Raw genomic sequence first — 21,489 nt, 5'->3', positions numbered from 1 at the left:
TACCGATACGGACTCACTCCGGGGTGAGCGCCTGGGCCGGTGAGTGCAGTTTCTGCAGGGTCTGCCCCTTGCCGAGATACATGTGCACGCCACACGGCAGGCAGGGGTCGAAACTGCGCACCGTGCGCATGATGTCGATGCCCTTGAAATGCTCGCGGTCGTTCTCCTCGAAGATCGGCTGCCCCTGCACCGCGTCCTCGTACGGACCGGGGGTGCCGTAGCCGTCGCGTGGGCTGGCGTTCCACGGGGTCGGCGGATACGGGTGGTAGTTGGCGATCTTGCCGTCCCGGATCACCATATGGTGCGACAGCACCCCGCGTACCGCCTCGGTGAATCCGCAGCCGATGCCCTCCTCCGGTACCTCGAACTCCTCCCAGGTCTTGGTGTGCCCGGCCCGGATCTCCGCGAGCGCCTTCTCCGCGAAATGCAGTGCGCAGGCCGCCGCGTACGCCTGGAAGTAGGTGCGGGCGCGATTGCGTTCGATGGTGTTGCTGCCGTGGACGGGGATCTTCCACTCCAGCGTCACCGGACCCTTCAACGCGGTCTTGGGCAGGTTGATCTGCACGCTGTGCCCGGTGGACTTCACGTAACCGATATCGACCAGGTCCGCCAGCGCCGTCGACCACAGGCGCGCCAGGGGGCCGCCGCCGGTGTCCAGGGCCAGATGGTCGGTACCGTCGAACCAGCGCGGCGACATGACCCAGCTGTACTTGTCGTCCAGGTCGCGCTTCTGTGGTTTCGGGTTGGTGTGCTGGTTCCAGGGATGCCGCCGGTCCACCGGATTGCCCAGCGGATCGGTTTTCACGAACATCTCCTGGTCGGTCCAGTCCTCGTAATAGGAACTGCCCAGCAGGATCCGCAAGCCCAGGTTGATATCGACCAGGGAGGTGGTGACCAGCTCGCCGTCCACCACCACCCCCGGGGTGACGAACATCTTGCGGCCCCAGTCCTCCATATCCTTGTATTCGAAATTGCAGAACTCGGGATCCTGGAAGGAACCCCAGCAGCCCAGCAGGGTGCGGCGCAGGCCGATCTGCTCGTAGCCGGGCAACGCCTCGTAGAAGAAGTCGAACAGATCGTCGTGCATGGGCACGACCTTCTTCATGAACTCGACGTAGTGCATGAGCCGGGTCATGTAGTCGGTCATCAGCTGGACCGTCGCCACCGTGCCCGGGCCGCCCGGATACAACGTCGAGGGATGTACATGCCTGCCTTCCATCAGGCAGAACATCTCGCGGGTGTACCGGCTCACCTGCAGCGCCTCCCGGTAGAACTCCCCGGTGAACGGGTTGAGGGCGCGCATGATGTCGGCGATCGTGCGGTATCCATGAGCTTCTGTATGCGGTGCCTCGGCCCGTTCGGCCCGGGCGAGCACCCCGGGATTGGTCTCGGCGACCATCTTCTCGCAGAAGTCCACACCGACCAGGTTCTCCTGGAAGATGTTGTGGTCGAACATGTACTCGGCGGCCTCACCGAGGTTGACGATCCACTCCCCCAGATGTGGCGGCTGCACCCCGTAGGCCATGTTCTGGCAGTAGCAGGAGCAGGTGGCGTGGTTGTCGCCGCAGATACCGCAGATACGGCTGGTGATGAAGTGGGCGTCGCGCGGGTCCTTACCGCGCATGAAGAGGGAGTAGCCGCGGAAGATGGAGGAGGTGCTGTGACACTCGACCACCTCGTTGTTGTCGAAGTCGATCTTGGTATAGATGCCGAGGCTGCCGACGATACGTGTGACCGGGTCCCATGCCATCTCGACGAGGCTGCCCGGTTCGATCGTCCGCTGTGACGGCTCGGGGATGATCTGTGTCATCGGAGCTTCTCCTACCAGGTGCGGGTCGCGCCGGTTTCGAGCTTTTCGCCGCGGTGCCGCCAGCGCGGCTCCTTGTCGACCGTGCGGCCGGTGATGTGCCGGAGGCTGCGGACCACCGATCCGTACAGGCCCGAGGCGGTGGACGAGAACTTGCCGCCGGGCGGCTCGTCCATGAACGGCATGAATTTGTCTGGGAAGCCGGGCATCGTGCAGCCGATGCAGATGCCGCCCACGTTCGGGCAGCCGCCCACTCCGTTGATCCACCCGCGTTTGGGCACATTGCACTTGACGACCGGACCCCAGCAGCCGAGTTTCACAATGCACTTCGGTGAGCCGTACTCGGTGGCGAAGTCGCCTTCCTCGTAATAGCCGGCGCGATCACAACCCTCGTGCACGGTCGCACCGAACAACCATTTGGGTCGCAGCGCGTCGTCCAGCGGAATCATCGGGGCCTGACCGGTGGCCATGTAGAGCAGGTAGGTGAGTGTCTCCGAGAGATTGTCCGGGTGGATGGGGCAGCCGGGTACGCAGACGATCGGGATACCCGCCTTGCTCTTCCAATCCCAGCCGAGATAATCGGGCACCCCCATCGCACCGGTCGGATTGCCCGCCATCGCGTGGATGCCGCCGTAGGTCGCGCAGGTGCCGACCGCCACCACCGCGGTGGCCTTCGGCGCGAGACGATCCAGCCATTCGCTGGTCGTCAGGGGCTGGCCGGTGGCGGGATCGTTGCCGAACCCGCACCAGTAGCCTTCCTCGTGCAACTGCTCGTTCGGGATCGATCCCTCCACCACCAGGACGAAGGGTTCGAGTTCACCCCGGTCCGCCCGGAAGAACCATTCGAGGAAATCGTCGGCTCCGCCGTTGGGACCGCATTCGAAATCGATGAGCGGCCAGTGCACGGCCACTTTCGGTAGACCGGGTAACGCACCGAGGGCGATTTCCTCGACACTGGGCTGGGTGGCGGCGGTCAACGCCACCGAATCGCCATCGCAACTGAGACCGGCGTTGATCCAGAGCACGTGGATCAGCGTTTCTTCAGCTCGGACCGCTTCCTGAGTCGGCATGTGCCGCCACCTTCCGGAGTCGAAGCGGGGGCTGGCCGTTCCGGCTCGCTTCTCACGGGTTTGTGACGCCGATCACAACAGTCTAGACGGGCCCCACCGCCCCCTCAAGACTCGCCGAAACCGCCCGCTGCTGCTCCCCCAGCCACTCGTACCAGCGCTCGAGCCCCTTGCCCGCGGTTACCGACAGCGGCAAAATCTCCACACCCGGGTTCACCGCACGCGCGTACTCCGCGCAGGCCCCGAAATCGAAATCGACGTACGGCAGCAGGTCCATCTTGTTCACCAGCACCAGTCCCGCCGCGGCGAACATATGCGGGTACTTCAACGGCTTGTCCGTTCCCTCGGTCACCGAGATCATCACGACCTTCCGGCGTTCCCCGAGGTCGAACAGTGCGGGACAGACCAGATTGCCGACATTCTCGACGAACAGCACCGTGCCGGGCGCGGGATCCAGGGCCTCCAGCGCCCGCCGGGTCATCTCCGCGTCGAGATGACACCCGGACCCGGTGTTGACCTGCACGGCCCGGGCCCCGGTCGCGGCGATCCGCTCCGCGTCCAGCACCGTCTCCTGATCGCCTTCGATCACCGCGATCGGCGTATCGGACAGCGCGCGTATCGTCCGTTCGAGCAGTGTGGTCTTACCGGCCCCCGGAGAGCTGGTCATATTCAGCGCCAGGATCCCGCGGCTGTGCAGCCACTCGCGGTTGTGCTGGGCGAGGTGGTCGTTCTTCGCGAGCACCTTCTGCTCCAGCGATACCGTTTCGGTCCCGGGCGGGTGCGTATGGCCGGCACCGCCGTCGTGCTGGTGCTCGTGTTCGTGCGGGTGGTCGTGTTGCTGCCCGGATGACGCCGGCTGACCGCGCCCGACGGTGATCACGCCTCCCGTGTCGTTCCCACATCCGCAGGTTGCGCACATTCTCGGCTCACTTCCATCGACCGGATTCGCAATTCCCGGCCCGCCCCGATCTCCACATCGGCGCTTCCGCACCGGCAGAGCAGGAGCAGATCGGTGACGATGAAGTCCGCACCGCAGCCGCGGCAGTGCGCCGCACCCGGTACGCACCGGATATCCAAGGTCGCGCCCTCCGCGACGGTGCCCTCGGCGGCGAGATCGAAACAGAACCGCATCGCCTCCGGCACCACCGCTGTCAGTGCGCCCACCTCGACGGTGACGCTGTACACCCGCCGGCCCGCCGCGTGTTCACACACGGCGTCGACCACACTCTGCGTAATCGCGAGTTCGTGCATCGCGTTCTCGGCTCGTCGGGGATAGTTGGATGCTACTCCCGATACGCACCGGCTATCACTCAGGTGCGGCTCGGGATCCCTTCGCTGCTACCGAAGCTCGCCTCCTCACGACTGACCAGCCCCAGCAGAGTCAGCGGCCGCGTCGTGACCGCGTTGGTCAGATACGTCATGGTGATCGCCCACCGGTTCACTCCGCGCGGTACGGCGTAGGTGTGGTAAGCACGGGCCACGATCTTGGCGGGAAGACCGGACAGCCGGAGACCCAGCGGGTTGGCCACGGCGAAACCGGGCCCCAGGTCGACGACCAGGCCCATATCGCGATGCTTGTACACCGCCGCCGAACCGATCCCCATACTCGCGGCGACATTGCGGGCCAGGGTCTTGCCCTGGCGACTGGCGTGCTGCGCGGTGGGCGGGGTGATCGTGCCGGGTTTCGTCAGATCCGGGACCGCCGCCGCGTCGCCCCCGGCGAAGACATCGGGATGATCGGGTACCCGTAGATCGGCATCGACGATCAGCCGCCCGCGTTCCATCGGCAGACCGAGCGTACCGAGTACGGGCGCACCGGTTACGCCGGTCACCCAGGCGACGGTGTAGGTCGGCACGCGCGTGCCGTCGGTGAGTACCACGTACTCGTCGGTGAGTTCCTTCAGCGACGTACCGAGCCGGATATCGATACCGCGTCCCCGCAGAACGGACAGCACCTTGTCGCTCAGTTTCTCGCCGACCTCCGGCATCACGCGGTCGGCCATGTCCAGGAGCACGAAACGGACCTCGGCCGGATCGAAACCGCGGCGGGCGGCGTAGGTATCGGCGAGCGCACGCAACTGGGCGACCAGCTCGGTACCGGCATACGAGGCACCGACCACGACGACGGTGCGCCGCGCGCACCGGACCTCGGGGTCCTCTTCGTGGTCGGCGAGTTCGAGTTGACGCAGCAACTGCTCACGCAGGTACAGTGCTTCGGCGACGGTTTTGAGCCCGCGGCCGTGTTCGGGGAGTCCGGGGATATCGAACAGCCGGGTCACCGACCCGGGGGTGAGTACGAGGCGGTCCCAGGACAATTCGCGTGGGACATGGTGCTCGCTGGAGACGGTGACGGTCTTCTTGTCCAGGTCGATCGCTTCGGCGGTGGCGACCATCAGCCGGACCCGGGGCAGGGCATCCGCCAGCGATATCGCGACGAAACGCGGGTCGATGAGCCCGCCCGCCACATCCGGAAGCAACGGCGTGTACAGCATGTAATCGGTGGGCGTGACGAGCACCACCTCGGTATCGCTGCCCGCCTTCGCCAGGATGCGGCACAGCTTACTGGCGCAGGTGAACCCGGCGAACCCACTGCCCACGATCACGACCCGCTGCGGGCCGGTGCTGCTCTCGGTGTTGTCGGTGTCGTCCTCGGCGTCCGGCACGGCCACTGCCTCCTTCGTATCGACTTCCGATCGCGATTCCCGAAAGATCGCCACCGAAACCGGGGCGGGTCGCGCCCGAGCGGCCCGGCGTTATCGGCCGAGGGATGGGTATACGCCGCGTATGACCACACCGGACCCGGATCCCCGTTCCTCCGCCGCGCAGGACGAGCCGGATTTCGCCGACGAACACAGCACACCGACACACGCCGGCGAACATCCCGTGAGCGAGGAAATCGAAACCGATGAATCGACCCCGGCCGAACACAGCGGTATGGACCCCTAGATCCCCGTATCGCGCCCCGGCGAACTAACTCCCCCGGTTCTCCCCGAGTTCATCGACGATGGGATTACCGGGGATATCCTTCTCCTGCTCGGCCAGACCCGGATGCTGGTGGGTTCGGCGCTGAGCGGCCTGATCCGCGGGTGACCGCGGCGGCTCCAGATTCACCGACTGCAGCACCTCACCGAGATCGGCGTAGGTTTCCGGTGGTATCGCGTTCAGGGCACGCACAGTATCGACGTCGGCGTGCGCCTCGGTCGCGTAGCGCACCAGTTCGGTCTTGTCCGCCGGAAAATCCGCCGCGGACAGGGCCTGCCGCACACGATCGGTATCGGTTGCCACCATCGACTTCCTCCTCAGTGTTCGGCGCGCCTGCGGCGCGCGGGGTCGAGCCCTTCCGGCGGGAGCTTTCCGCCCGCGGGATTCGCGCCTGCGGCGCATGCGCTTCGCGGGTGGAAGGCGACGCGGGCTCGACCCTCTGTGGGCCTTGCTGAACTCGGCGGCGAAGCCCGGTCTCGCCGGTACGGACCGGCTCGCACCGACGCTGTACCCCACCGCGATCCGATCAACCATCGATCGGTCCGCGTCGCCTGTTTGCCTCCGTGACGCCCGGGTAGCGCCTCGATATGGCGAGAAGCGTTTTCCGCGACCGCCGCGAGGCCGGTCGGGTGCTGGCGACCCTGCTCGACCGCTTCCGCGCGTCCGACACCGTGGTGCTGGCCCTTCCGCGCGGCGGGGTGCCGGTGGCCTACGAGGTGGCGCGGGCATTGCGCGCGCCACTGGATGTGCTGGTCGTCCGCAAACTCGGTTCGCCGGCGAATCCGGAGCTCGCGTTGGGGGCGATCGCCGGTGGCGATGTTCTCGTCCTCAACGACGATGTCTTGCGCGCGGAGAAGGTCGGGCCCGAGGAGCTGGACAGGATAGCCCGGGCGGAAGGCCGGGAACTGCGGCGGCGGGAGCTCGCCTACCGGGGCGACCGTCCGCCGCCGGATATCACCGGGCGAACGGTCCTGCTGGTCGACGACGGACTGGCGACCGGCGCGACCATGAACGCCGCGATACGCGTGGTATATCGGATGGGTCCCGCGCGGGTCCTGGTGGCGGTGCCCGCGGCCCCCGAATCCACCTGCGCCGAGCTGGGCGAGCGGGTGGACGAAGTCGTCTGCGCGACCACCCCCGCCCCGTTCACCGGTGTGGGGGCCTCGTACTGGAATTTCGAGCAGACCACCGACGCGGAGGTACGCGAGCTCCTCGAACGGGCGGCGCACGCTCCCGCGCAGGACCGGCCCCCACCCGCCGCCACCCCGGAAGACGGTGTCCGTGCGACGGCCCGCAGCCTGCCCGGAGGTGTACCGCCCGACGATGTCCTGCTGGACCTGGTGGGCGACGCCCGATACGTGCTGATCGGTGAGGCCACGCACGGTACGGCGGAGTTCTACGCGGCCCGGGCACAGATGACCCGGACATTGATCGAACGCGCGGGCTTCCGTGCGGTGGCGGTGGAGGCCGACTGGCCCGACGCCTACCGGGTGAACAGATATGTCCAGGGGCGCGGACACGACAGCGACGCGGAGCGGGCGCTGCGCGGCTTCGAACGGTTCCCGATGTGGATGTGGCGCAATACGGTGGTCCGCGATTTCGTGGAGTGGTTGCGCGAACACAACCGCGCCCGGCCCGCTCGATCCGCGGGCTTCTACGGACTCGACCTGTACAGCATGCGGCGCTCGGCGGCGGAAGTCGTCGGCTATCTCGAGCGTGTCGATCCGGCGGCCGCGCGGCGGGCCCGCGACCGCTACTCCTGTTTCGACCAGCACACCGACGAGCGGGGCTACGGCTACGCCGCCGCATTCGGCGCGGGCGAGGACTGTGAGGAAGCGGTGATAGCGCAGCTCGTGGAACTACAGCGGCTCGGCGCCGGTGGCTCCGGCGGTGACACCGGCCCCGACGAGCAGTTCCATGCCGAGCAGAACGCCCGGCTGGTATCCGCGGCCGAGCAGTACTACCGGGCGATGTTCGCCAGCCGAGTGTCTTCCTGGAATCTGCGCGACGAACACATGTACCGCACGCTGACGGCGCTGCGCGAACATCTGCGGCGCCACCACGGCGACGAGGCCGGAATCATCGTCTGGGCCCACAATTCACACCTCGGGGATGCACGGCACACCGAGATGGGGGCTCGCGGGGAATCGAACCTGGGCCGGCTGGTGCGGGAGAACGAGCCCGGCGCCGCCCGTATCCTCGGCTTCACCACCCATACGGGCACGGTGCTGGCTGCCGACGACTGGGACGGCCCGCCCCGCGTGAAATGGGTCCGGCCGTCGATGCCGGGCAGCGTGGAGAACCTGTTGCACCGGACCGGAGAGGCGCGGTTCCTGCTCCGCTTCGACCAGGAGCCGGTTCCCGAGGAGCTGCGTTCGGTGCTGCTCGAACGCGCCATCGGAGTCGTCTACCGCCCGGAGAGCGAACGACAGAGCCACTATTTCCACGCCCGCCCCGCGCAGCGGTTCGACGCCCTCATCCATATCGACGAGACCACCGCACTGTCCCCGCTGGATCTCGTCTCCCATCGGGGAGCGGAAGAGCCCGGAGAGACCTACCCCCATGCCGTCTGATGCGGCACGCGACCGGCCCGGGTAGGTGCCGCCGGCGATTCGGTGCCCCTCTCCGCGCCTACTGTTCCGGTTTCTCCAGGGTGGTGGTGGATCCGGAATCGGTGCGGCCGGGAACTCCTGGGCTGGGGGGCTGGGAGAGTTCGGCGCCGGCGCCGTATTTGCTGCCGCGCCCGGCATGGGATTCCGCGCGCAGACGTTCGGCCATATGCGGGTAGTGCAGTTCGAAAGCGGGACGCTCGGAGCGGATACGGGGTAGTTCGTAGAAATTGTGCCGTGGCGGCGGGCAGGTTGTCGCCCATTCCAGGGAGTTACCCGCGCCCCAGGGGTCGTCGACGGTGACGACCTCGCCGTAGCGGTAGCTCTTGAAGGCGTTCCACACGAAGGCGACCATGGAGGCTCCGAGCAGGAACGAACCGAGCGTGGAGAAGGTGTGCAGGGCGGTGAACCCGTCGTCGGCCTGGTAGTCGGCGTAGCGGCGGGGCATACCTTCGTCACCGAGCCAGTGCTGGACCAGGAAGGTGGCGTGGAAGCCGATGAACGTGGTCCAGAAGTGCAACCGGCCCAGCCGTTCGTCCATGAGCCGGCCGGTGAGTTTGGGGAACCAGAAGTAGATGCCGGAGAAGGTGGCGAAAACAATGGTGCCGAACAGGACGTAGTGGAAATGCGCGACCACGAAGTAGGTGTCGTGGACATGCCAGTTCAGCGGCGGGCTGGCCAGGATGACACCGGACAAACCGCCGAGCAGGAAGGTGGCGATGAAGCCCAGGGCGAACAGCATCGGTGTCTCGAAGGTGAGCTGGCCCCGCCACAGCGTGCCGATCCAGTTGAAGAACTTCACCCCGGTCGGCACCGCGATCAGGAAGGTCATCAGCGAGAAGAACGGCAGCAGTACCGCCCCGGTGGCGTACATGTGATGCGCCCATACCGCCATCGACAGCCCCCCGATCGCCAGCGTCGCGAACACCAGCGCCGTGTAGCCGAAAATGGGTTTACGGCTGAACACCGGGATCACCTCGCTGATGATGCCGAAGAACGGCAGCGCGATGATGTAGACCTCGGGATGCCCGAAGAACCAGAACAGGTGCTGCCACAGGAGGACACCGCCGACGCCCGGATCGTAGATATGCCCGCCGAGATGCCGATCATAGGCCAGCGCCAGCAGCGCGGCGGTCAGAATCGGGAACGCCAGCAACACCAGGATGCTGGTGATGAAGATGTTCCAGGTGAAGATGGGCATCCGGAACATCGTCATTCCCGGCGCCCGAAGACAGATCACGGTGGTCATCATGTTGACCGCCCCCAGGATGGTGCCCAGACCCGACACCGCCAGGCCCATGATCCACAGATCCCCGCCCACACCCGGCGAGAACTGCACCGTGCTCAGCGGGGTGTAAGCGGTCCACCCGAAATCGGCGGCACCACCGGGCGTGACGAACCCCGCCGTCGCGATGGTGGCACCGAACAGATACAACCAGTAGCTGAACGCGTTGAGCCGGGGAAACGCCACATCCGGCGCGCCGATCTGCAACGGCAGGATCGCATTGGCGAAACCGAACACCACCGGTGTGGCATAGAACAGCAGCATGATGGTGCCGTGCATGGTGAACAACTGGTTGTACTGCTCCGGTGAGAGGAACTGCAGGCCGGGACGGGCCAGCTCCCCACGGATCAGCAATGCCAGCAGACCACCGATCATGAAGAAGGCCGTCGCCGACACCAGATACAGCACACCCAGTACCTTCGGGTCGGTCGTGGTGACCATCTTCCACAGGTAGGAACCCTTGGGGCCGACCCGCGCCGGAAACGGGCGGGTGGCGGTGAGCTCGGACCGTTGCGACGGTGTCACTGCCATGAGCTCTCCTCCATCGGTCCACCTGCGTGTTCGATTCGCTCGCGCGCGTACCCGAGCTTCTGCCCGTTAAACCTTGCCTCGGTATCGGCGATTACCGGGGACGACACACCTCGGCGCAGCGAACGATTCCCGAGGAGGAGACCGCTGTGCGGTTTTCCGGGTCCGGACCGGACGGCCGGTCGGTTATCGGCCCGGCCCGTCTACCGCCGATCGCGAATCCGCGGAACAGAGAGCCCCCTTCCGTCGTGTTTGGCCTCCTGAGCGCCGGGTACCGCAGCTCCCGAACGAGTCGCCGGATCGGCAGTACCGAAGGGAGACGACATCATGGGATCGAGTCCGATCAGCAGTACCACCGACGCCATCACCTTCCTGCGTGAGCAGCATGTGCGTATCCGCGAGCTGTTCGAAGAAGTGCAGAGCGCTATCGGCGAGGAGCGCGAGGCGAAGTTCTACGAGCTGCGGCGCCTGCTGGCCGTACACGAGACCGCCGAGGAAGAGATCATCCATCCCCGAGCCCGGCGCGAGGTCGACCACGGCGGCGATATCGTCGACGCGCGTCTGGAAGAAGAGAACAAGGCCAAGAAGCAGTTGGCCGAGATCGAATCGGTCGATATCGATTCCCTCGAGTTCGATGTCTTGCTGGGGAAGCTGCAGGATGCCGTGCTCACCCATGCCGAAAACGAAGAACGGGAGGAGTTCACTCGGCTCCACAGCGAACTCGACGAGAACGAACTACGACGCCTGCGCGCGGTCGTCGAGTTCGCGGAGGCCACTGCTCCCACCCGGCCCCATCCCGGCGTGGAATCGGCGACCGCGAATATGCTCGCGGGCCCGTTCGCCTCCATGCTCGACCGTGCGAAGGACATGATCAGCAAGCCCCGCGCTTCCTGACTCGCCGGGCCGGAGCGGTCCGGCCGGATGCGGGATCACCGCCGGAACATCGGTACCGGGGACGCTGGCCGGACCGCGTGACCCACCGGCCGGGTCACGGTTTCCCGCGTGCCGGAGTCTGTTCGGCGACCCCGTGACGCAGCGGGGTGTTATCGGTGGGCGAGTGGGCCGGGTCGGCGTGGGAACCGCCCGGCACCCCGGCCACGGGCGGCGCGTTCGTCGGGTCACCGCCGGAAGGTTGCGCACCCGCCTCCAGCTGGTCGATGCGGGCCGACAGGATTTCCATTGCCCGCGGCCGGTGCGCGGTGGAGCTCTCGTGTTCGAGCAGTTGCCGCACCTGGCCGAGCTCGAGTGAACGAATACGGTGTTCTATTGTTCCCAGCGTGAGCTGGTCGTAGTCGGGAAGCGGAAGAGCTTCGTCGCCGGTACTCATGACAACCCGAACCTCCGATCTTCGTCGCGGACCGCCCCGGGCGCGGGACGGAGGCGCTGTGGCGCCGATACACACCACCGGGGATCGCCTCCAGCGCCTCGAGGATTTTTCGAGCGACCTACCCGCCGTCACCGTGGTCAAACCAGCGCAGTCCATGCCGGGCCGGTGGAGCAGCGGAGGTTCCGCTGCGCAGCGGGTTTGCCCCGCGGCGACCGGGGTAGGCGCTCGGTCGGACGGCCGGACTCCCGAGGAGACGATATGTTGCGATCCATCGCCGATCAGAGCGAAGAAGAACTGGGTGGTCCGCACAGTGTGCTCGTGCGGCAACGTCACGATCACCAGATTCTCGATACATTGCTGGAACGCATCGCCGCCGCCACCGGAACCGACCGCCAGGCCGCGCTGACCGCACTGTGCCGGCTGGTCTTTCCGCACGCGTTCGCCGAGGAAGCCGTTCTGTGGCCCCTGCTACGGCGCATGCTGCCCGACGGTAATGCGCTGACTCTCCGCGTCGAACAAGAGCATCAGCAGATCAACGAGTTGTTCACCGAATTGGAGACGCTCGATCCGGACAGCGCCGGACAGCGCCGGTTGTTCGGGCGGATCGAGGCGCTGCTGCGTGCGGATGTCCGAGACGAAGAAGACGTCCTGTTACCCAGGCTGCAGGAGGTCGCGTCCACCGATATGTTGCGCCGGGTGGGCTGGGCGTGGTGGTCGGTGCGGGTCACCGCACCCACCCGGGCACATCCGACCGTGGCCCGGCGCCTCCCGGGTAATGCGCTGGCCGCCCTGCCGCTGGCGCCGATCGACCGGTCCCGGGACCGCCTCGACAGCATGGCCCGGCACGCACCGGCACGCCTCGCGGCGGGGTGCAGGCGGACCAGCCGGGTGCTGGCGAGCGCGGCCGGGGCCATCGAACACCTACCACCGCTGCGCAGCGGTGAGCATCCCTCGACACGAACCTGATCTGCCGAAGGGCCGGAACCGGAGACCCGAGGTGCGTCCGGAGCGGTACCGCACTGCGGTGTTTGGGCCGCGGTCGCGGCGGTATCCGCGAGCCGGGTGGGGATACGAGCAGCGATTCGACCGTAGTGGAGGCAGGATGTTCCGACACACCGATTACCTACAGTTCGATGTCAAGCCCGAGAAGCCCGATCCCGTGTACGCACGCAAACTGCAGGAACTGATCGGCGGTGCCTACGGCGAAATGACCGTCACCATGCAGTATCTCTTCCAGGGGTGGAACTGCCGGATGCCCGGCAAGTACAAGGACATGATCATGGACGTGGCCACCGAGGAGATCGGTCACGTGGAAATGATCGCCACCATGGTGGCCCGCCTGCTCGAAGGTGCGCCCGCGACCAAGGCGACCCAGCAGGCCGCCGCCGACCCCGTCGTCGCCGCGGTGCTGGGTGGGATGGACCCGCAGCAGGCCATCATCTCCGGTGGTGGACCGACGCTGGCCGACAGCAACGGTGTGCCGTGGAACGGCCGCTACATCGTGGCCAGCGGGAATCTGCTCGCCGACTTCTACTCGAATGTCAATGCCGAGGCGCAGGGGCGGGTCCAGACCGCGCGCCTGTATCACATGACCGACGATCCCGGCGTCAAGGACATGCTGAAGTTCAACCTCGCCCGCGACACCTACCACCAGAACATGTGGCTGGCCGGAATCGAACAACTGAAGGAGGACGGTTTGGCGGGGACGGTCGCGCCGACCGCGCTGTTCGACGAAGAGCATTCCGAACATGCCACGAGCCTGTGGCATCTGTCCGACGGCACCCAGGCCGACCAGGGCAGGTGGGCCACCGGCACCGCACCCGACGGTGAACACCGGAACGGTTTCCTCGCCGACCCGCAGCCCCTGGGGGACAAGGCCTCCGCACCGCCGCCGGACCCGCTGCTCTACGCCACCTACGACGGGTCCCAGGGCAAACCCCGTTCGGCGGCGCTGGGCACCGAAGCAGGCCTTGTGGGCAAAGTAAAAGACGCTCTGGACCCCGACAAACCCTGACCGCAGCAGCCACGACGCCCGCCGAGCGACGCATTCCGCGCTGCTCGGCGGTACAGGTGGTGAGGGCAACGGCACCGCTGTGATGGAACGCGGTGTCGCCGATACGCAGGGCCGGGCCGGCCATGACGGAAGGAAGAATCCTTGTCCCGAGAAAAGGACACCGAGGACCGCAGCGGTGATGAGCCCAGAGGCGGCAGGCCGGGTCCCACGGACGGAAACCGCGACGGCGGTATGGCCACGCGAGAGATCGCACCGGAGGTGACCGTCGCCGACGACACACAGGAACCGCCCGGCTGAGCACCGCCTCCGGACCCCGCGCCCCAGGCGTCACGAGAGGGGCCGACGCCCTCGGGGTTCGAGCGGCGCGATGATCACGACGGACAGTAACCGGGGCCTGCGCCGACTCACGAGTTCGTGGCCGCGGTCCGATTTCCCGCGCAGGTTCCCGTCCGGACCGCTCTCGTGAACCGGACGATACAGCCGACCGGCCCGTTGCCCGGGCCGGTCGGTTTTACGCTGGGTCGCCCGCCGCGGTGGGGTTGCGTCCATACCCTCTATCCGGTCGTGGACGCGGATGCGGCACCGATACGCCTATCGGGCGCGGGCCCCACTCCGGCCTGCCCGCCACACCGGGATCCGAGAGAATCGGACCTTGAAATCTACTCAAGGCCAATGGCTTACGTAGCGGTTTCCTCAGGATCGACTGTGCTGCAGTACATTTCACGAACTCGAACACCTTCGTTTCGAGTACTTGTCATCCACGGCACGTCCGGAGAGGTGACACGACTCTTCCCGTGAACCACACTTAGAGGGTTTGGATATGCGGAGGGAGAGTCGTCGTGGCTTCTCGATACACATTGACGCTCGAGCACGAAATCACCGGTATGCGAGCGCAACACGAGTCCTGGGTTCACACGGGCGAGCCCTGGTCGCTGCGAGAACTGTTCAGCACCGCGGACTGCGATATCGCAGAGTACTGCAAGGAATTCCGCCCCAGTAATTTCGGGGAGCAGGCATGCGCCGAAGTGGAACGGTACTGCCGCGCACAGGGGATCTGGCTGGACCCCGGAGGTGAGCACTACAACAGCATGACACCGTACCTGCACCCGGGGCCGATCAGCGCGGAACGGTTGACCGTCATCGGATTGTTCAACGCAATCCTGTTCTGGCTCAACGATACTGTGGGGCGGGAGAAGTTCGGCGGGCTGTCCGGCGCCGAACAGTACCGGGCACATCGGGAACTGGACCGCCTGTGCCGGTTGCTGGAATCGCGGATCGCCCCCGGCGACCCTTCTCCCCTCGAGGCGGCGACACTCGAATTCCTGACCCGGGTGACCACGCTGGCGGACCCGCAGTGGCTCGACCTGTTCCTGGACTCGACGCTGGAGCATCTCCGCACCGCCATCCGGGACCAGAACGCCCGGTCCCGCGGCGACCTGCTGACGACCGCCGAGTACATCGACCTGCGCGCGCAGGTCTCCGGAATGTACCCGGCGATCGCCCTGTGCGAGTTCGGCCGCGACCGGTATCTGAACCGGGAACAGCTGGCCACGGCGGGCCTGGCCGCGGACCTACGTCGATTACAGGCGCTCACCGCCGAGATCGGGGCGTTGATGAACGATATGTTCTCTTTCGAGAAGGAGTGCATCATCGACCGATCCGATTTCAATCTGATACCGGTCTGCCTGTTGAACAACCCGGGTGCGACGCTCGCCGACGCGGTGCGGGAAGCCGCCGAGATCGTCCGCGGGCGGTTCGCCGAATTCCGCCGGCTCCACGAGGCCCTGGCCGCTCGCTGCGCCGAACCGGAAATTCTGGACACCGACCTCGCGGCGCAGGTGCGGACACATCTCACCGACCTCTCCAGTTGTGTCCAGGCCACCTGGGTGTGGCAATTGGCGACGATGCGCTACAAAGGCGCCAGTATCTTCGCGGAGAACAGTGTGATCCGACTGGAGTGAATCCAGGTCGATGAGGAAGGATGTTCATCGTTCGGGTGTACACATGGCCGCTCGGTGTACGCGGACGCGTAGCCGTGTGCGAACTCGGAGCCGGCGAATCGGTGAAGGGGTGCGATGGACGAGTCGGGGCGTCACGAGCTGGTCCGGGCGTGGTCTCGGGCGCTACGCGCGGACGGCGACTTCCCACCATCGGCCCGCTACATCGATCAGTTGCTGCGCTGGCTGGTCGACGACCTGATATTCGCCCTCACCGCGACACCCTTCGATCCCGACGCCGGCGCCAGGGCAGGTGCTGCCCTGGCGACGGCCGGGTTGACCACACCGGATGTGATCGCGGACTCCGCACCCTTCCTGTGGTCCCTGGCGGGCCCGGACGCCGAACCGGAGACGGTGCGGCGGATATCGGTGCTGCTCGCCAAGCTCGGCGAGGGGTTCGGGGCGCGCCGGCAGATGCAGTTCCTCCCGCCCGATCGTCGCGACGAGGTGGCGCAGCGGTCGAACGAACGTTTCCGGGTGGTTTTCGACAATGCGGCGGTAGCCATCGCCATCGGCGACACCAATGGTGTGCTGCTGGATGTCAACCAGGTTCTCGCCGATATGATCGGCGTTCCGGCCGATGAACTACGCGGTATCTCGGTCTACGAATTCGCCCACCCCGCCGACCGGGAACGCATTCGCAAACTCGTCTACGAACAGCTGGTACCGAACAAACGCGGCACGGTGAAGCTGGAACAGCAGATCGGCCGCTCCGACGGCAGCTACGGATGGGCTTCGTTCTCCATCACGTTCGTCCAGGGCGGCGAGGGACACCCGAACTATCTCCTCGCCATGGGCGAGGACGTCACCGAACAGCACCGGATGCGCGAGGAGCTGCACCGGCAGGCCCGGCACGATCCACTGACCGGCCTGCCGAACAGACGGCATCTGCTCGAGCGGCTGGAAAACATGATCAGCGACGCGAGCGCACGAGACAATATCGGCCTGTGTTTCGTGGATCTGGACCGCTTCAAGCACATCAACGACCGCTATGGTCACGGCATCGGTGACAAGGTACTCACCGCCGTCGCGGGCCGGCTGCACAAGAGTGTGCAGGATTTCGACTGCCTGGTCGCGCGGATCGGCGGAGACGAATTCGTCACCCTGGTGGCGCCGCCGGTCGACGACGACAGGATGGCCGTCGTGGCGAACAGACTGCTGGGCGCCCTGAACGAACCCGTCGGCGTGGGCAACCACCGGCTGCAGGTGTCGGCCAGTATCGGAGCGGTGGTGACCGCGGTCGAGGGCGGCCAGGCAGAAGTTCTGCTCGACGCCGCCGACACCGGTCTGTACCACGCGAAGAACAACGGCAAGGCCCGGTGGGTGCTGCACACCCTCGACACCGATCCGAACGCCGAACCGGATCGGGTGAACCGCTACATACCCGAGGAAGGTCCCGGCGATGAGCCGTCGGGACCGTAGGAGGCGCCGCGGCGCATCATGCGGGCCCGGGCGGAGCGATCAGCCGGACGGGACGCCCTGGTCGATGCCGCGGCCGGGACGGCTCCGGTGACCTTCGGCGTGCGCCTCGCCGCCGGATAACCGGTTCCTCAGCAGTCTTTCTGCCGGTCGAGCGGGCGGCCGGGGTGACCTGCCGCCCGCTCGACCGGTTACGCCGGCTCCGGCAGGGATCGCGATTCGCGGACTCGTTCGACACGGCCGACCAGTAGTACGTAGGAGACGATGCCGAGCAGGGTCACCACGGTCATGTAGACGAAGGCGGGCGCGAAGCTCGCGTCGGTGACGAGGAACCCGATGACGATCGGGGTGGCGATCCCGGAGAGGTTGCCGATGAAGTTGAACATGCCACCGGTCAGTCCGATCAGCCGTTCCGGTGCCAGGGCCGAGACCAGTGACCAGGTGATGGAGGCCAGGCCGTTACCGAAGAACGCGACGGACAGGAAGACGATCACCAGGGCAGTGGAGTCGGTGAAGTTCGCGCCGATCAGTGTCGTGCTCAGCAGCAGGCCCACGATGATCGGGCCTTTCCGGGCGATACCGAGCGAAACCCCACGCCGTAACAGGAAATCGGAGAACACGCCGGAGAACAGCACTCCGATCACCGCGGCGAGGAAGGGCAGCGAGGCGAGGAAACCCGATTCGAGGTAGTCCATATCGCGGTACTCGACCAAATAGGTGGGGAACCAGGTGAGGAAGAACCACAGGGTCGAGGTCAGGCAGAACTGTCCCAGGTACACGCCCCACAGTTTCCGCCGCCCCAGAACGGTGACGATATCGCTCCACGTCACCTTGGCCCGGGCCGGCCGGGAGGCGGTCAGGTCGACCAGCCCACCGCCCTGACGAATATGAGCGATTTCGGCGTCGTCGGCCCAGGAGTCCCGTGGTTCCCGGTACACGAAGTACCAGATCAGACCCCACACCACACCGATACCGCCGGTGAATACGAAGACCCAGTGCCAGCTCAGCACCGCTTGCAGCCACGACAGCACCGGGGTCAACAGAGCGAGGCCGATGAACTGGCCCGAGGTGTAGAAACCGATCACGGTGGCGCGTTCGCGCTCGGGGAACCAGGCGGTGGCGACGCGGTTGTTGATCGGGTAGGCCGGGGCCTCGAAGGCGCCCACCAGGAGCCGGAGCACGATGAGCGCGACGAAACCGCCGATCACCCCCATGAAGACGGTCGCCAGTGACCACAGCACGAGGCAGAGCGGGTACAGCATCCGGGGCGGGATGCGGTCGACGAACCAGCCTCCCGGTATCTGCAGGGCGGCGTAGGTCCAGCCGAACGCCGAGAGCAACAGCCCCTGCTGCGCCGAGGACAGATTCATTTCCTCGGCGATGGCGGGCACCGCGATCGACAGATTGGCGCGGTCCATGTAGTTGATGACCACGGTCACGAACAGCATGACCGCGATCAGGACACGGGCTTTGGTCGCCTTGGCGGCCAGTGCACCGCGCGGCTCGGGAACGCGCTTCTGGATCAGTGTCTTCATGCTCACCACTCCGCGAAGGAGCCGTCACTGTGACGCCATATCGGGTTACGCCATCGGTGCCCCGTAGCGGCCCGCTCCGCCACGTATTCCTCGTTGATCTCGATCCCCAGACCCGGTCCGGCGGGAATCCGCACCTGCCCCTCGGAGTAGGTGAACACGGCCGGGTCCACCAGGTAATCGAGCAGCTCGTTGGTGGTGTTGTAGTGGATACCGAGGCTCTGTTCCTGGATGGTCGCGTTGTAGCATCCCGCATCGATCTGCAGACAGGACGCGAGCGCGATCGGGCCCAGCGGGCAGTGCAGGGCCAGCGCCACATCGTAGGCCTCGGCCATATGCGCGATCTTGCGGGCTTCGGTGATACCGCCGCAGTGCGAAGGGTCGGGCTGGACGATATCGACCGCTCCCGAAGCCAGTACCGATTTGAAATCCCACCGGGAGAACAAGCGCTCGCCCAGGGCGATCGGGATCGGCGACTGCCGCAGCACATCCACGACGCTGTCGAGGTGCTCGGACAGCACCGGCTCTTCGACGAACATCAAGCGGAACGGCTCCAGTTCTCGCAACAGAATCTTCGCCATCGGCTTGTGCACCCGGCCGTGGAAATCGACACCGATACCGATATTCGGCCCGACCGCATCTCGCACGGCGGCGACATTCGCCACACAGCGGTCGATCTTGTCCCAGGTGTCGAGGTACTGCAGTTCCTCGGTACCGTTCATCTTCACCGCGGTGAAGCCGCGGTCGACCGCGGCGCGCGCGGCCTTCGCCGTCTCGTCCGGCCGGTCACCACCGATCCAGGAATAGACCTTGATGCGATCGCGCACCCGGCCGCCGAGCAGTTCGTGAACGGGTACGCCCAGCGCCTTGCCCTTGATATCCCAGAGCGCCTGATCGATCCCCGCCAGCGCGCTCATATGGATACCGCCGCCCCGGTAGAAGCCGCCCCGGTACAGCACCGTCCACAGATCCTCGATCCGCGCCGGGTCCTGGCCGATCAGGTAGTCGGAGAGCTCCTCGACCGTCGCGGCGACCGATGCCGCGCGGCCTTCCAGCACGGGCTCACCCCAGCCCACGACGCCGTCATCGGTTTCGATGCGCACGAACAGCCAGCGCGGCGGCAACGTGTACGTCCTGATCGACGCGATCTTCATGAATTTCCTCCTGTACAGCGGACTGCGTTGTCCGTGACGAGTGGGCGCTAGCGGGTGGACGCCCAGATCTTCGAGAGTCGGCGGGCCTTGGCACGTACCTCGTCGGCGCTGTCGCCCGGGCGGTACACGCTGGTGCCGAGACCGGCGCCGCCGGCGCCGGCGGCGAGCCACCGCTCGAGGTTCGATTCGTCCACTCCCCCGACCGGCAGGACTTCCACCTCGGCCGGCAGGACGGCGCGCAGCGCCCGCATACCGGAGATGCCCAGCGCTTCGGACGGGAACATCTTGAGGCTGCGGGCGCCGGCCCGGATGGCTCCGAACGCCTCCGTCGCCGTGGCCACCCCCGGGTACGGGCGCATACCCAGGGCGAGGGCAGCGGAGATCACCTCGACATTCGTATCGGGAGACACGATGATGTCGGCGCCGGCCGATCGGGCCCGGGTGGCCTCGTCGACGCTGAGTACGGTTCCGGCGCCGATCGGGCAGAGCATTCCCAGGCTGGTGGCCAGTCGCTCGATGGACGCATACGGACCGGGTGAGTTCAACGGCACTTCGATGGCGTGGAACCCTTCTTCGACCAGCGCCGATCCCACGGGGACGACCTCGTCCGGCGTAATACCGCGCAATATGGCGATCAGCCCGGACGGGGTGGCGTCCGATGTTCCGACCATGAGTTTCTCCTCGGTAGTGTTCGAATGCTGCGCGCTCATCACGGCCCCTCGTCCACCGTGACGACACCGGTGGCCACGGCGACCGACCACAGCCCGGCCGCGGCGGCGTCCTCCCCCGCCACGATCTCGGTCTCCCTATCGCGTATCCGCAGCGCGACGGCATAACGACGGCACAAATCGGCATTGCCGCACAGCACTACCCGTTCCGCGCCGGAGTAGTGCGGTAGCAGGGACCGCACTTCGTCGGCGATGACGACACCGGAGATGTAGTCCGCGAGCGAGGCCGGCTCGAGCAAACCGTCGAGCACGAGTGCCCGCGCGCCGAACAGGGCGGTGCCGAGCCCACGGGCATGTGCCGAGAAACCCGCGGTCAGTCCGCGTGCGAAGGCCGCGTCGTCCCGCCGCGCGGCGGTCGCGGTGTGACTGAGCAGCCCGTGGCCGGTGACCAGCCCGTACAGTTCACCGCTCATGGCCGTGGTGAAGGACAGCACCTCGCGACCGACGATGCGCATCCACTTGGTATGGGTCCCCGGCAACACCAGAATGCGTTCGGCATCGGGGCGGTCGCTCAGCTCGAGTGCGCCGATGACCTGTGTTTCCTCACCGCGGAGCACATCACCGGGGATATCGCGCCGGGGATCGGAGGGGATGCGCAACCCGGGGACCAGGTACACGGTGCCGTACGCGAGCTCGATCGCGGTGAGCGCCCGGCCGGTGATATCGAGGCGGGCCGGAACGGTGAGGTAACCGGCCTCACGCCAACCCTGGGCGCTGCCCACCATGCCGCAGGCCAAAGTCGGCAGCCCCGGATACGCGCGTAACCATGCGCCGCACACATCCGCATAGGCCGCTTCGTAGGCGCGGGCCCGGGCCGCCGGATCGGCGGTGTCGATTCCGGCGGCCATATCGAGGAGCCCACCGGCGGGTGAGTGGGTGGCGAGGATACGCCCACCCGCGCCGAGCAACCAGGAACGCATCGAGGTCGTGCCCCAGTCGAGTGCGATGAGGCGCGGCATCGAGCGCTCCGGCCGGTGCGAGATCATGACGGCCACTATGAACAGTAGGTCCCGTTATTTCCAACGTAGTCCCTATTTGTG

Annotated in this window: 19 protein-coding genes; 7 read left to right on the top strand and 12 right to left on the bottom strand. The window is 66.5% G+C overall.

Going from position 1 to position 21,489, the window contains the following annotated elements; translation table 11 throughout:
- Nucleotides 1-13 precede the first annotated feature (13 nt).
- The 5 genes from ACYR7D_RS19650 to ACYR7D_RS19630 form a co-directional block, all read right to left on the bottom strand.
- Entirely contained in the window at nt 14-1,810 is a 1,797-nt protein-coding gene (locus tag ACYR7D_RS19650) for a nickel-dependent hydrogenase large subunit (RefSeq protein ID WP_459545992.1), read from the bottom strand.
- 11 nt (nt 1,811-1,821) lie between these two features.
- Nucleotides 1,822-2,877 (bottom strand): NADH-quinone oxidoreductase subunit B family protein, encoded by a 1,056-nt coding sequence (locus ACYR7D_RS19645; RefSeq protein ID WP_459545991.1) that lies wholly within the window; start codon nt 2,875-2,877, stop codon nt 1,822-1,824.
- Between the two features lie 82 nt (nt 2,878-2,959).
- The gene (hypB, locus tag ACYR7D_RS19640; protein WP_459545990.1) at nt 2,960-3,793 is read right to left on the bottom strand and encodes a hydrogenase nickel incorporation protein HypB; all 834 of its coding nucleotides are present in this window, start codon (nt 3,791-3,793) and stop codon (nt 2,960-2,962) included.
- On the bottom strand, nt 3,751-4,125 hold the full coding sequence (locus ACYR7D_RS19635) for a hydrogenase maturation nickel metallochaperone HypA/HybF (RefSeq protein ID WP_459545989.1): 375 nt from the start codon (nt 4,123-4,125) through the stop codon (nt 3,751-3,753). The genes hypB and ACYR7D_RS19635 overlap by 43 nt, the downstream gene beginning before the upstream one ends.
- Before the next feature lie 59 nt (nt 4,126-4,184).
- Nucleotides 4,185-5,537, bottom strand: coding sequence for an NAD(P)/FAD-dependent oxidoreductase (locus tag ACYR7D_RS19630; RefSeq protein ID WP_459545988.1), 1,353 nt, complete (start codon nt 5,535-5,537; stop codon nt 4,185-4,187).
- A gap of 121 nt (nt 5,538-5,658) precedes the next feature.
- On the opposite strand from ACYR7D_RS19630, the gene ACYR7D_RS19625 reads away from it, so the two are divergent.
- Nucleotides 5,659-5,820, top strand: coding sequence for a hypothetical protein (locus tag ACYR7D_RS19625; RefSeq protein ID WP_459545987.1), 162 nt, complete (start codon nt 5,659-5,661; stop codon nt 5,818-5,820).
- A 24-nt stretch (nt 5,821-5,844) separates the two neighbouring features.
- Here ACYR7D_RS19625 and ACYR7D_RS19620 read toward each other — a convergent pair whose 3' ends face one another.
- Nucleotides 5,845-6,162: a DUF2795 domain-containing protein gene (locus ACYR7D_RS19620; RefSeq protein WP_459545986.1), complete on the bottom strand. Its 318-nt coding sequence runs from the start codon at nt 6,160-6,162 to the stop codon at nt 5,845-5,847.
- 281 nt (nt 6,163-6,443) lie between these two features.
- Between ACYR7D_RS19620 and ACYR7D_RS19615 the strand changes: the two genes are divergently transcribed.
- Nucleotides 6,444-8,429 carry an erythromycin esterase family protein gene (locus ACYR7D_RS19615; RefSeq protein ID WP_459545985.1) on the top strand — a complete coding sequence of 662 codons (1,986 nt, stop codon included), beginning with the start codon at nt 6,444-6,446 and terminating at the stop codon, nt 8,427-8,429.
- Nucleotides 8,430-8,487: 58 nt separating this feature from the next.
- Here ACYR7D_RS19615 and ctaD read toward each other — a convergent pair whose 3' ends face one another.
- Nucleotides 8,488-10,281, bottom strand: coding sequence for an aa3-type cytochrome oxidase subunit I (ctaD, locus tag ACYR7D_RS19610; protein ID WP_459545984.1), 1,794 nt, complete (start codon nt 10,279-10,281; stop codon nt 8,488-8,490).
- 324 nt (nt 10,282-10,605) lie between these two features.
- Here ctaD and ACYR7D_RS19605 point away from each other — a divergent pair, with 324 nt between their 5' ends.
- Nucleotides 10,606-11,172, top strand: coding sequence for a hemerythrin domain-containing protein (locus ACYR7D_RS19605; protein WP_459545983.1), 567 nt, complete (start codon nt 10,606-10,608; stop codon nt 11,170-11,172).
- Nucleotides 11,173-11,266: 94 nt separating this feature from the next.
- Here the strand turns inward: ACYR7D_RS19605 and ACYR7D_RS19600 are convergent, their stop codons facing one another.
- The gene (locus ACYR7D_RS19600; protein ID WP_459545982.1) at nt 11,267-11,605 is read right to left on the bottom strand and encodes a hypothetical protein; all 339 of its coding nucleotides are present in this window, start codon (nt 11,603-11,605) and stop codon (nt 11,267-11,269) included.
- A gap of 258 nt (nt 11,606-11,863) precedes the next feature.
- On the opposite strand from ACYR7D_RS19600, the gene ACYR7D_RS19595 reads away from it, so the two are divergent.
- From ACYR7D_RS19595 to ACYR7D_RS19580, 4 genes are all read left to right on the top strand, one after another.
- Nucleotides 11,864-12,571, top strand: a complete 708-nt coding sequence (locus tag ACYR7D_RS19595; RefSeq protein WP_459545981.1) for a hemerythrin domain-containing protein — start codon at nt 11,864-11,866, stop codon at nt 12,569-12,571.
- 136 nt (nt 12,572-12,707) lie between these two features.
- The gene (locus ACYR7D_RS19590; protein WP_459545980.1) at nt 12,708-13,619 is read left to right on the top strand and encodes a manganese catalase; all 912 of its coding nucleotides are present in this window, start codon (nt 12,708-12,710) and stop codon (nt 13,617-13,619) included.
- A gap of 839 nt (nt 13,620-14,458) precedes the next feature.
- Entirely contained in the window at nt 14,459-15,580 is a 1,122-nt protein-coding gene (locus tag ACYR7D_RS19585; RefSeq protein ID WP_459545979.1) for a terpene synthase family protein, read from the top strand.
- 114 nt (nt 15,581-15,694) lie between these two features.
- Nucleotides 15,695-17,038: a diguanylate cyclase domain-containing protein gene (locus tag ACYR7D_RS19580; protein WP_459545978.1), complete on the top strand. Its 1,344-nt coding sequence runs from the start codon at nt 15,695-15,697 to the stop codon at nt 17,036-17,038.
- A gap of 188 nt (nt 17,039-17,226) precedes the next feature.
- Here ACYR7D_RS19580 and ACYR7D_RS19575 read toward each other — a convergent pair whose 3' ends face one another.
- Genes ACYR7D_RS19575 through ACYR7D_RS19560 form a run of 4 tightly spaced genes read right to left on the bottom strand, consistent with a single transcriptional unit; the run spans nt 17,227 to nt 21,435 of the window.
- On the bottom strand, nt 17,227-18,570 hold the full coding sequence (locus ACYR7D_RS19575) for an MFS transporter (RefSeq protein WP_459545977.1): 1,344 nt from the start codon (nt 18,568-18,570) through the stop codon (nt 17,227-17,229).
- Between the two features lie 2 nt (nt 18,571-18,572).
- Nucleotides 18,573-19,721, bottom strand: a complete 1,149-nt coding sequence (gene dgoD, locus ACYR7D_RS19570; protein WP_459545976.1) for a galactonate dehydratase — start codon at nt 19,719-19,721, stop codon at nt 18,573-18,575.
- 47 nt (nt 19,722-19,768) lie between these two features.
- On the bottom strand, nt 19,769-20,392 hold the full coding sequence (locus ACYR7D_RS19565) for a 2-dehydro-3-deoxy-6-phosphogalactonate aldolase (RefSeq protein ID WP_459545975.1): 624 nt from the start codon (nt 20,390-20,392) through the stop codon (nt 19,769-19,771).
- A 38-nt stretch (nt 20,393-20,430) separates the two neighbouring features.
- Nucleotides 20,431-21,435, bottom strand: coding sequence for a 2-dehydro-3-deoxygalactonokinase (locus ACYR7D_RS19560; RefSeq protein WP_459545974.1), 1,005 nt, complete (start codon nt 21,433-21,435; stop codon nt 20,431-20,433).
- Nucleotides 21,436-21,489 lie beyond the last annotated feature (54 nt).

Source organism: Nocardia sp. X0981, assembly GCF_977089955.1.
Note: the sequence above shows the minus strand (reverse complement) of the source record. Positions and strands in the feature narration are given on the sequence as shown.

What these genes read in the sequence shown, in the direction of transcription:
- ACYR7D_RS19650 (WP_459545992.1), bottom strand. Translation starts at nt 1,810, where the DNA reads ATGACACAGATCATCCCCGAGCCGTCACAGCGGACGATCGAACCGGGC.
- ACYR7D_RS19595 (WP_459545981.1), top strand. Translation starts at nt 11,864, where the DNA reads ATGTTGCGATCCATCGCCGATCAGAGCGAAGAAGAACTGGGTGGTCCG.
- ACYR7D_RS19615 (WP_459545985.1), top strand. Translation starts at nt 6,444, where the DNA reads ATGGCGAGAAGCGTTTTCCGCGACCGCCGCGAGGCCGGTCGGGTGCTG.
- ACYR7D_RS19565 (WP_459545975.1), bottom strand. Translation starts at nt 20,392, where the DNA reads ATGGTCGGAACATCGGACGCCACCCCGTCCGGGCTGATCGCCATATTG.
- ACYR7D_RS19645 (WP_459545991.1), bottom strand. Translation starts at nt 2,877, where the DNA reads ATGCCGACTCAGGAAGCGGTCCGAGCTGAAGAAACGCTGATCCACGTG.
- ACYR7D_RS19560 (WP_459545974.1), bottom strand. Translation starts at nt 21,435, where the DNA reads ATGATCTCGCACCGGCCGGAGCGCTCGATGCCGCGCCTCATCGCACTC.
- dgoD (WP_459545976.1), bottom strand. Translation starts at nt 19,721, where the DNA reads ATGAAGATCGCGTCGATCAGGACGTACACGTTGCCGCCGCGCTGGCTG.
- ACYR7D_RS19600 (WP_459545982.1), bottom strand. Translation starts at nt 11,605, where the DNA reads ATGAGTACCGGCGACGAAGCTCTTCCGCTTCCCGACTACGACCAGCTC.
- ACYR7D_RS19590 (WP_459545980.1), top strand. Translation starts at nt 12,708, where the DNA reads ATGTTCCGACACACCGATTACCTACAGTTCGATGTCAAGCCCGAGAAG.
- ACYR7D_RS19580 (WP_459545978.1), top strand. Translation starts at nt 15,695, where the DNA reads ATGGACGAGTCGGGGCGTCACGAGCTGGTCCGGGCGTGGTCTCGGGCG.
- ctaD (WP_459545984.1), bottom strand. Translation starts at nt 10,281, where the DNA reads ATGGCAGTGACACCGTCGCAACGGTCCGAGCTCACCGCCACCCGCCCG.
- ACYR7D_RS19635 (WP_459545989.1), bottom strand. Translation starts at nt 4,125, where the DNA reads ATGCACGAACTCGCGATTACGCAGAGTGTGGTCGACGCCGTGTGTGAA.
- ACYR7D_RS19605 (WP_459545983.1), top strand. Translation starts at nt 10,606, where the DNA reads ATGGGATCGAGTCCGATCAGCAGTACCACCGACGCCATCACCTTCCTG.
- ACYR7D_RS19620 (WP_459545986.1), bottom strand. Translation starts at nt 6,162, where the DNA reads ATGGTGGCAACCGATACCGATCGTGTGCGGCAGGCCCTGTCCGCGGCG.
- ACYR7D_RS19575 (WP_459545977.1), bottom strand. Translation starts at nt 18,570, where the DNA reads ATGAAGACACTGATCCAGAAGCGCGTTCCCGAGCCGCGCGGTGCACTG.
- hypB (WP_459545990.1), bottom strand. Translation starts at nt 3,793, where the DNA reads ATGTGCGCAACCTGCGGATGTGGGAACGACACGGGAGGCGTGATCACC.
- ACYR7D_RS19625 (WP_459545987.1), top strand. Translation starts at nt 5,659, where the DNA reads ATGACCACACCGGACCCGGATCCCCGTTCCTCCGCCGCGCAGGACGAG.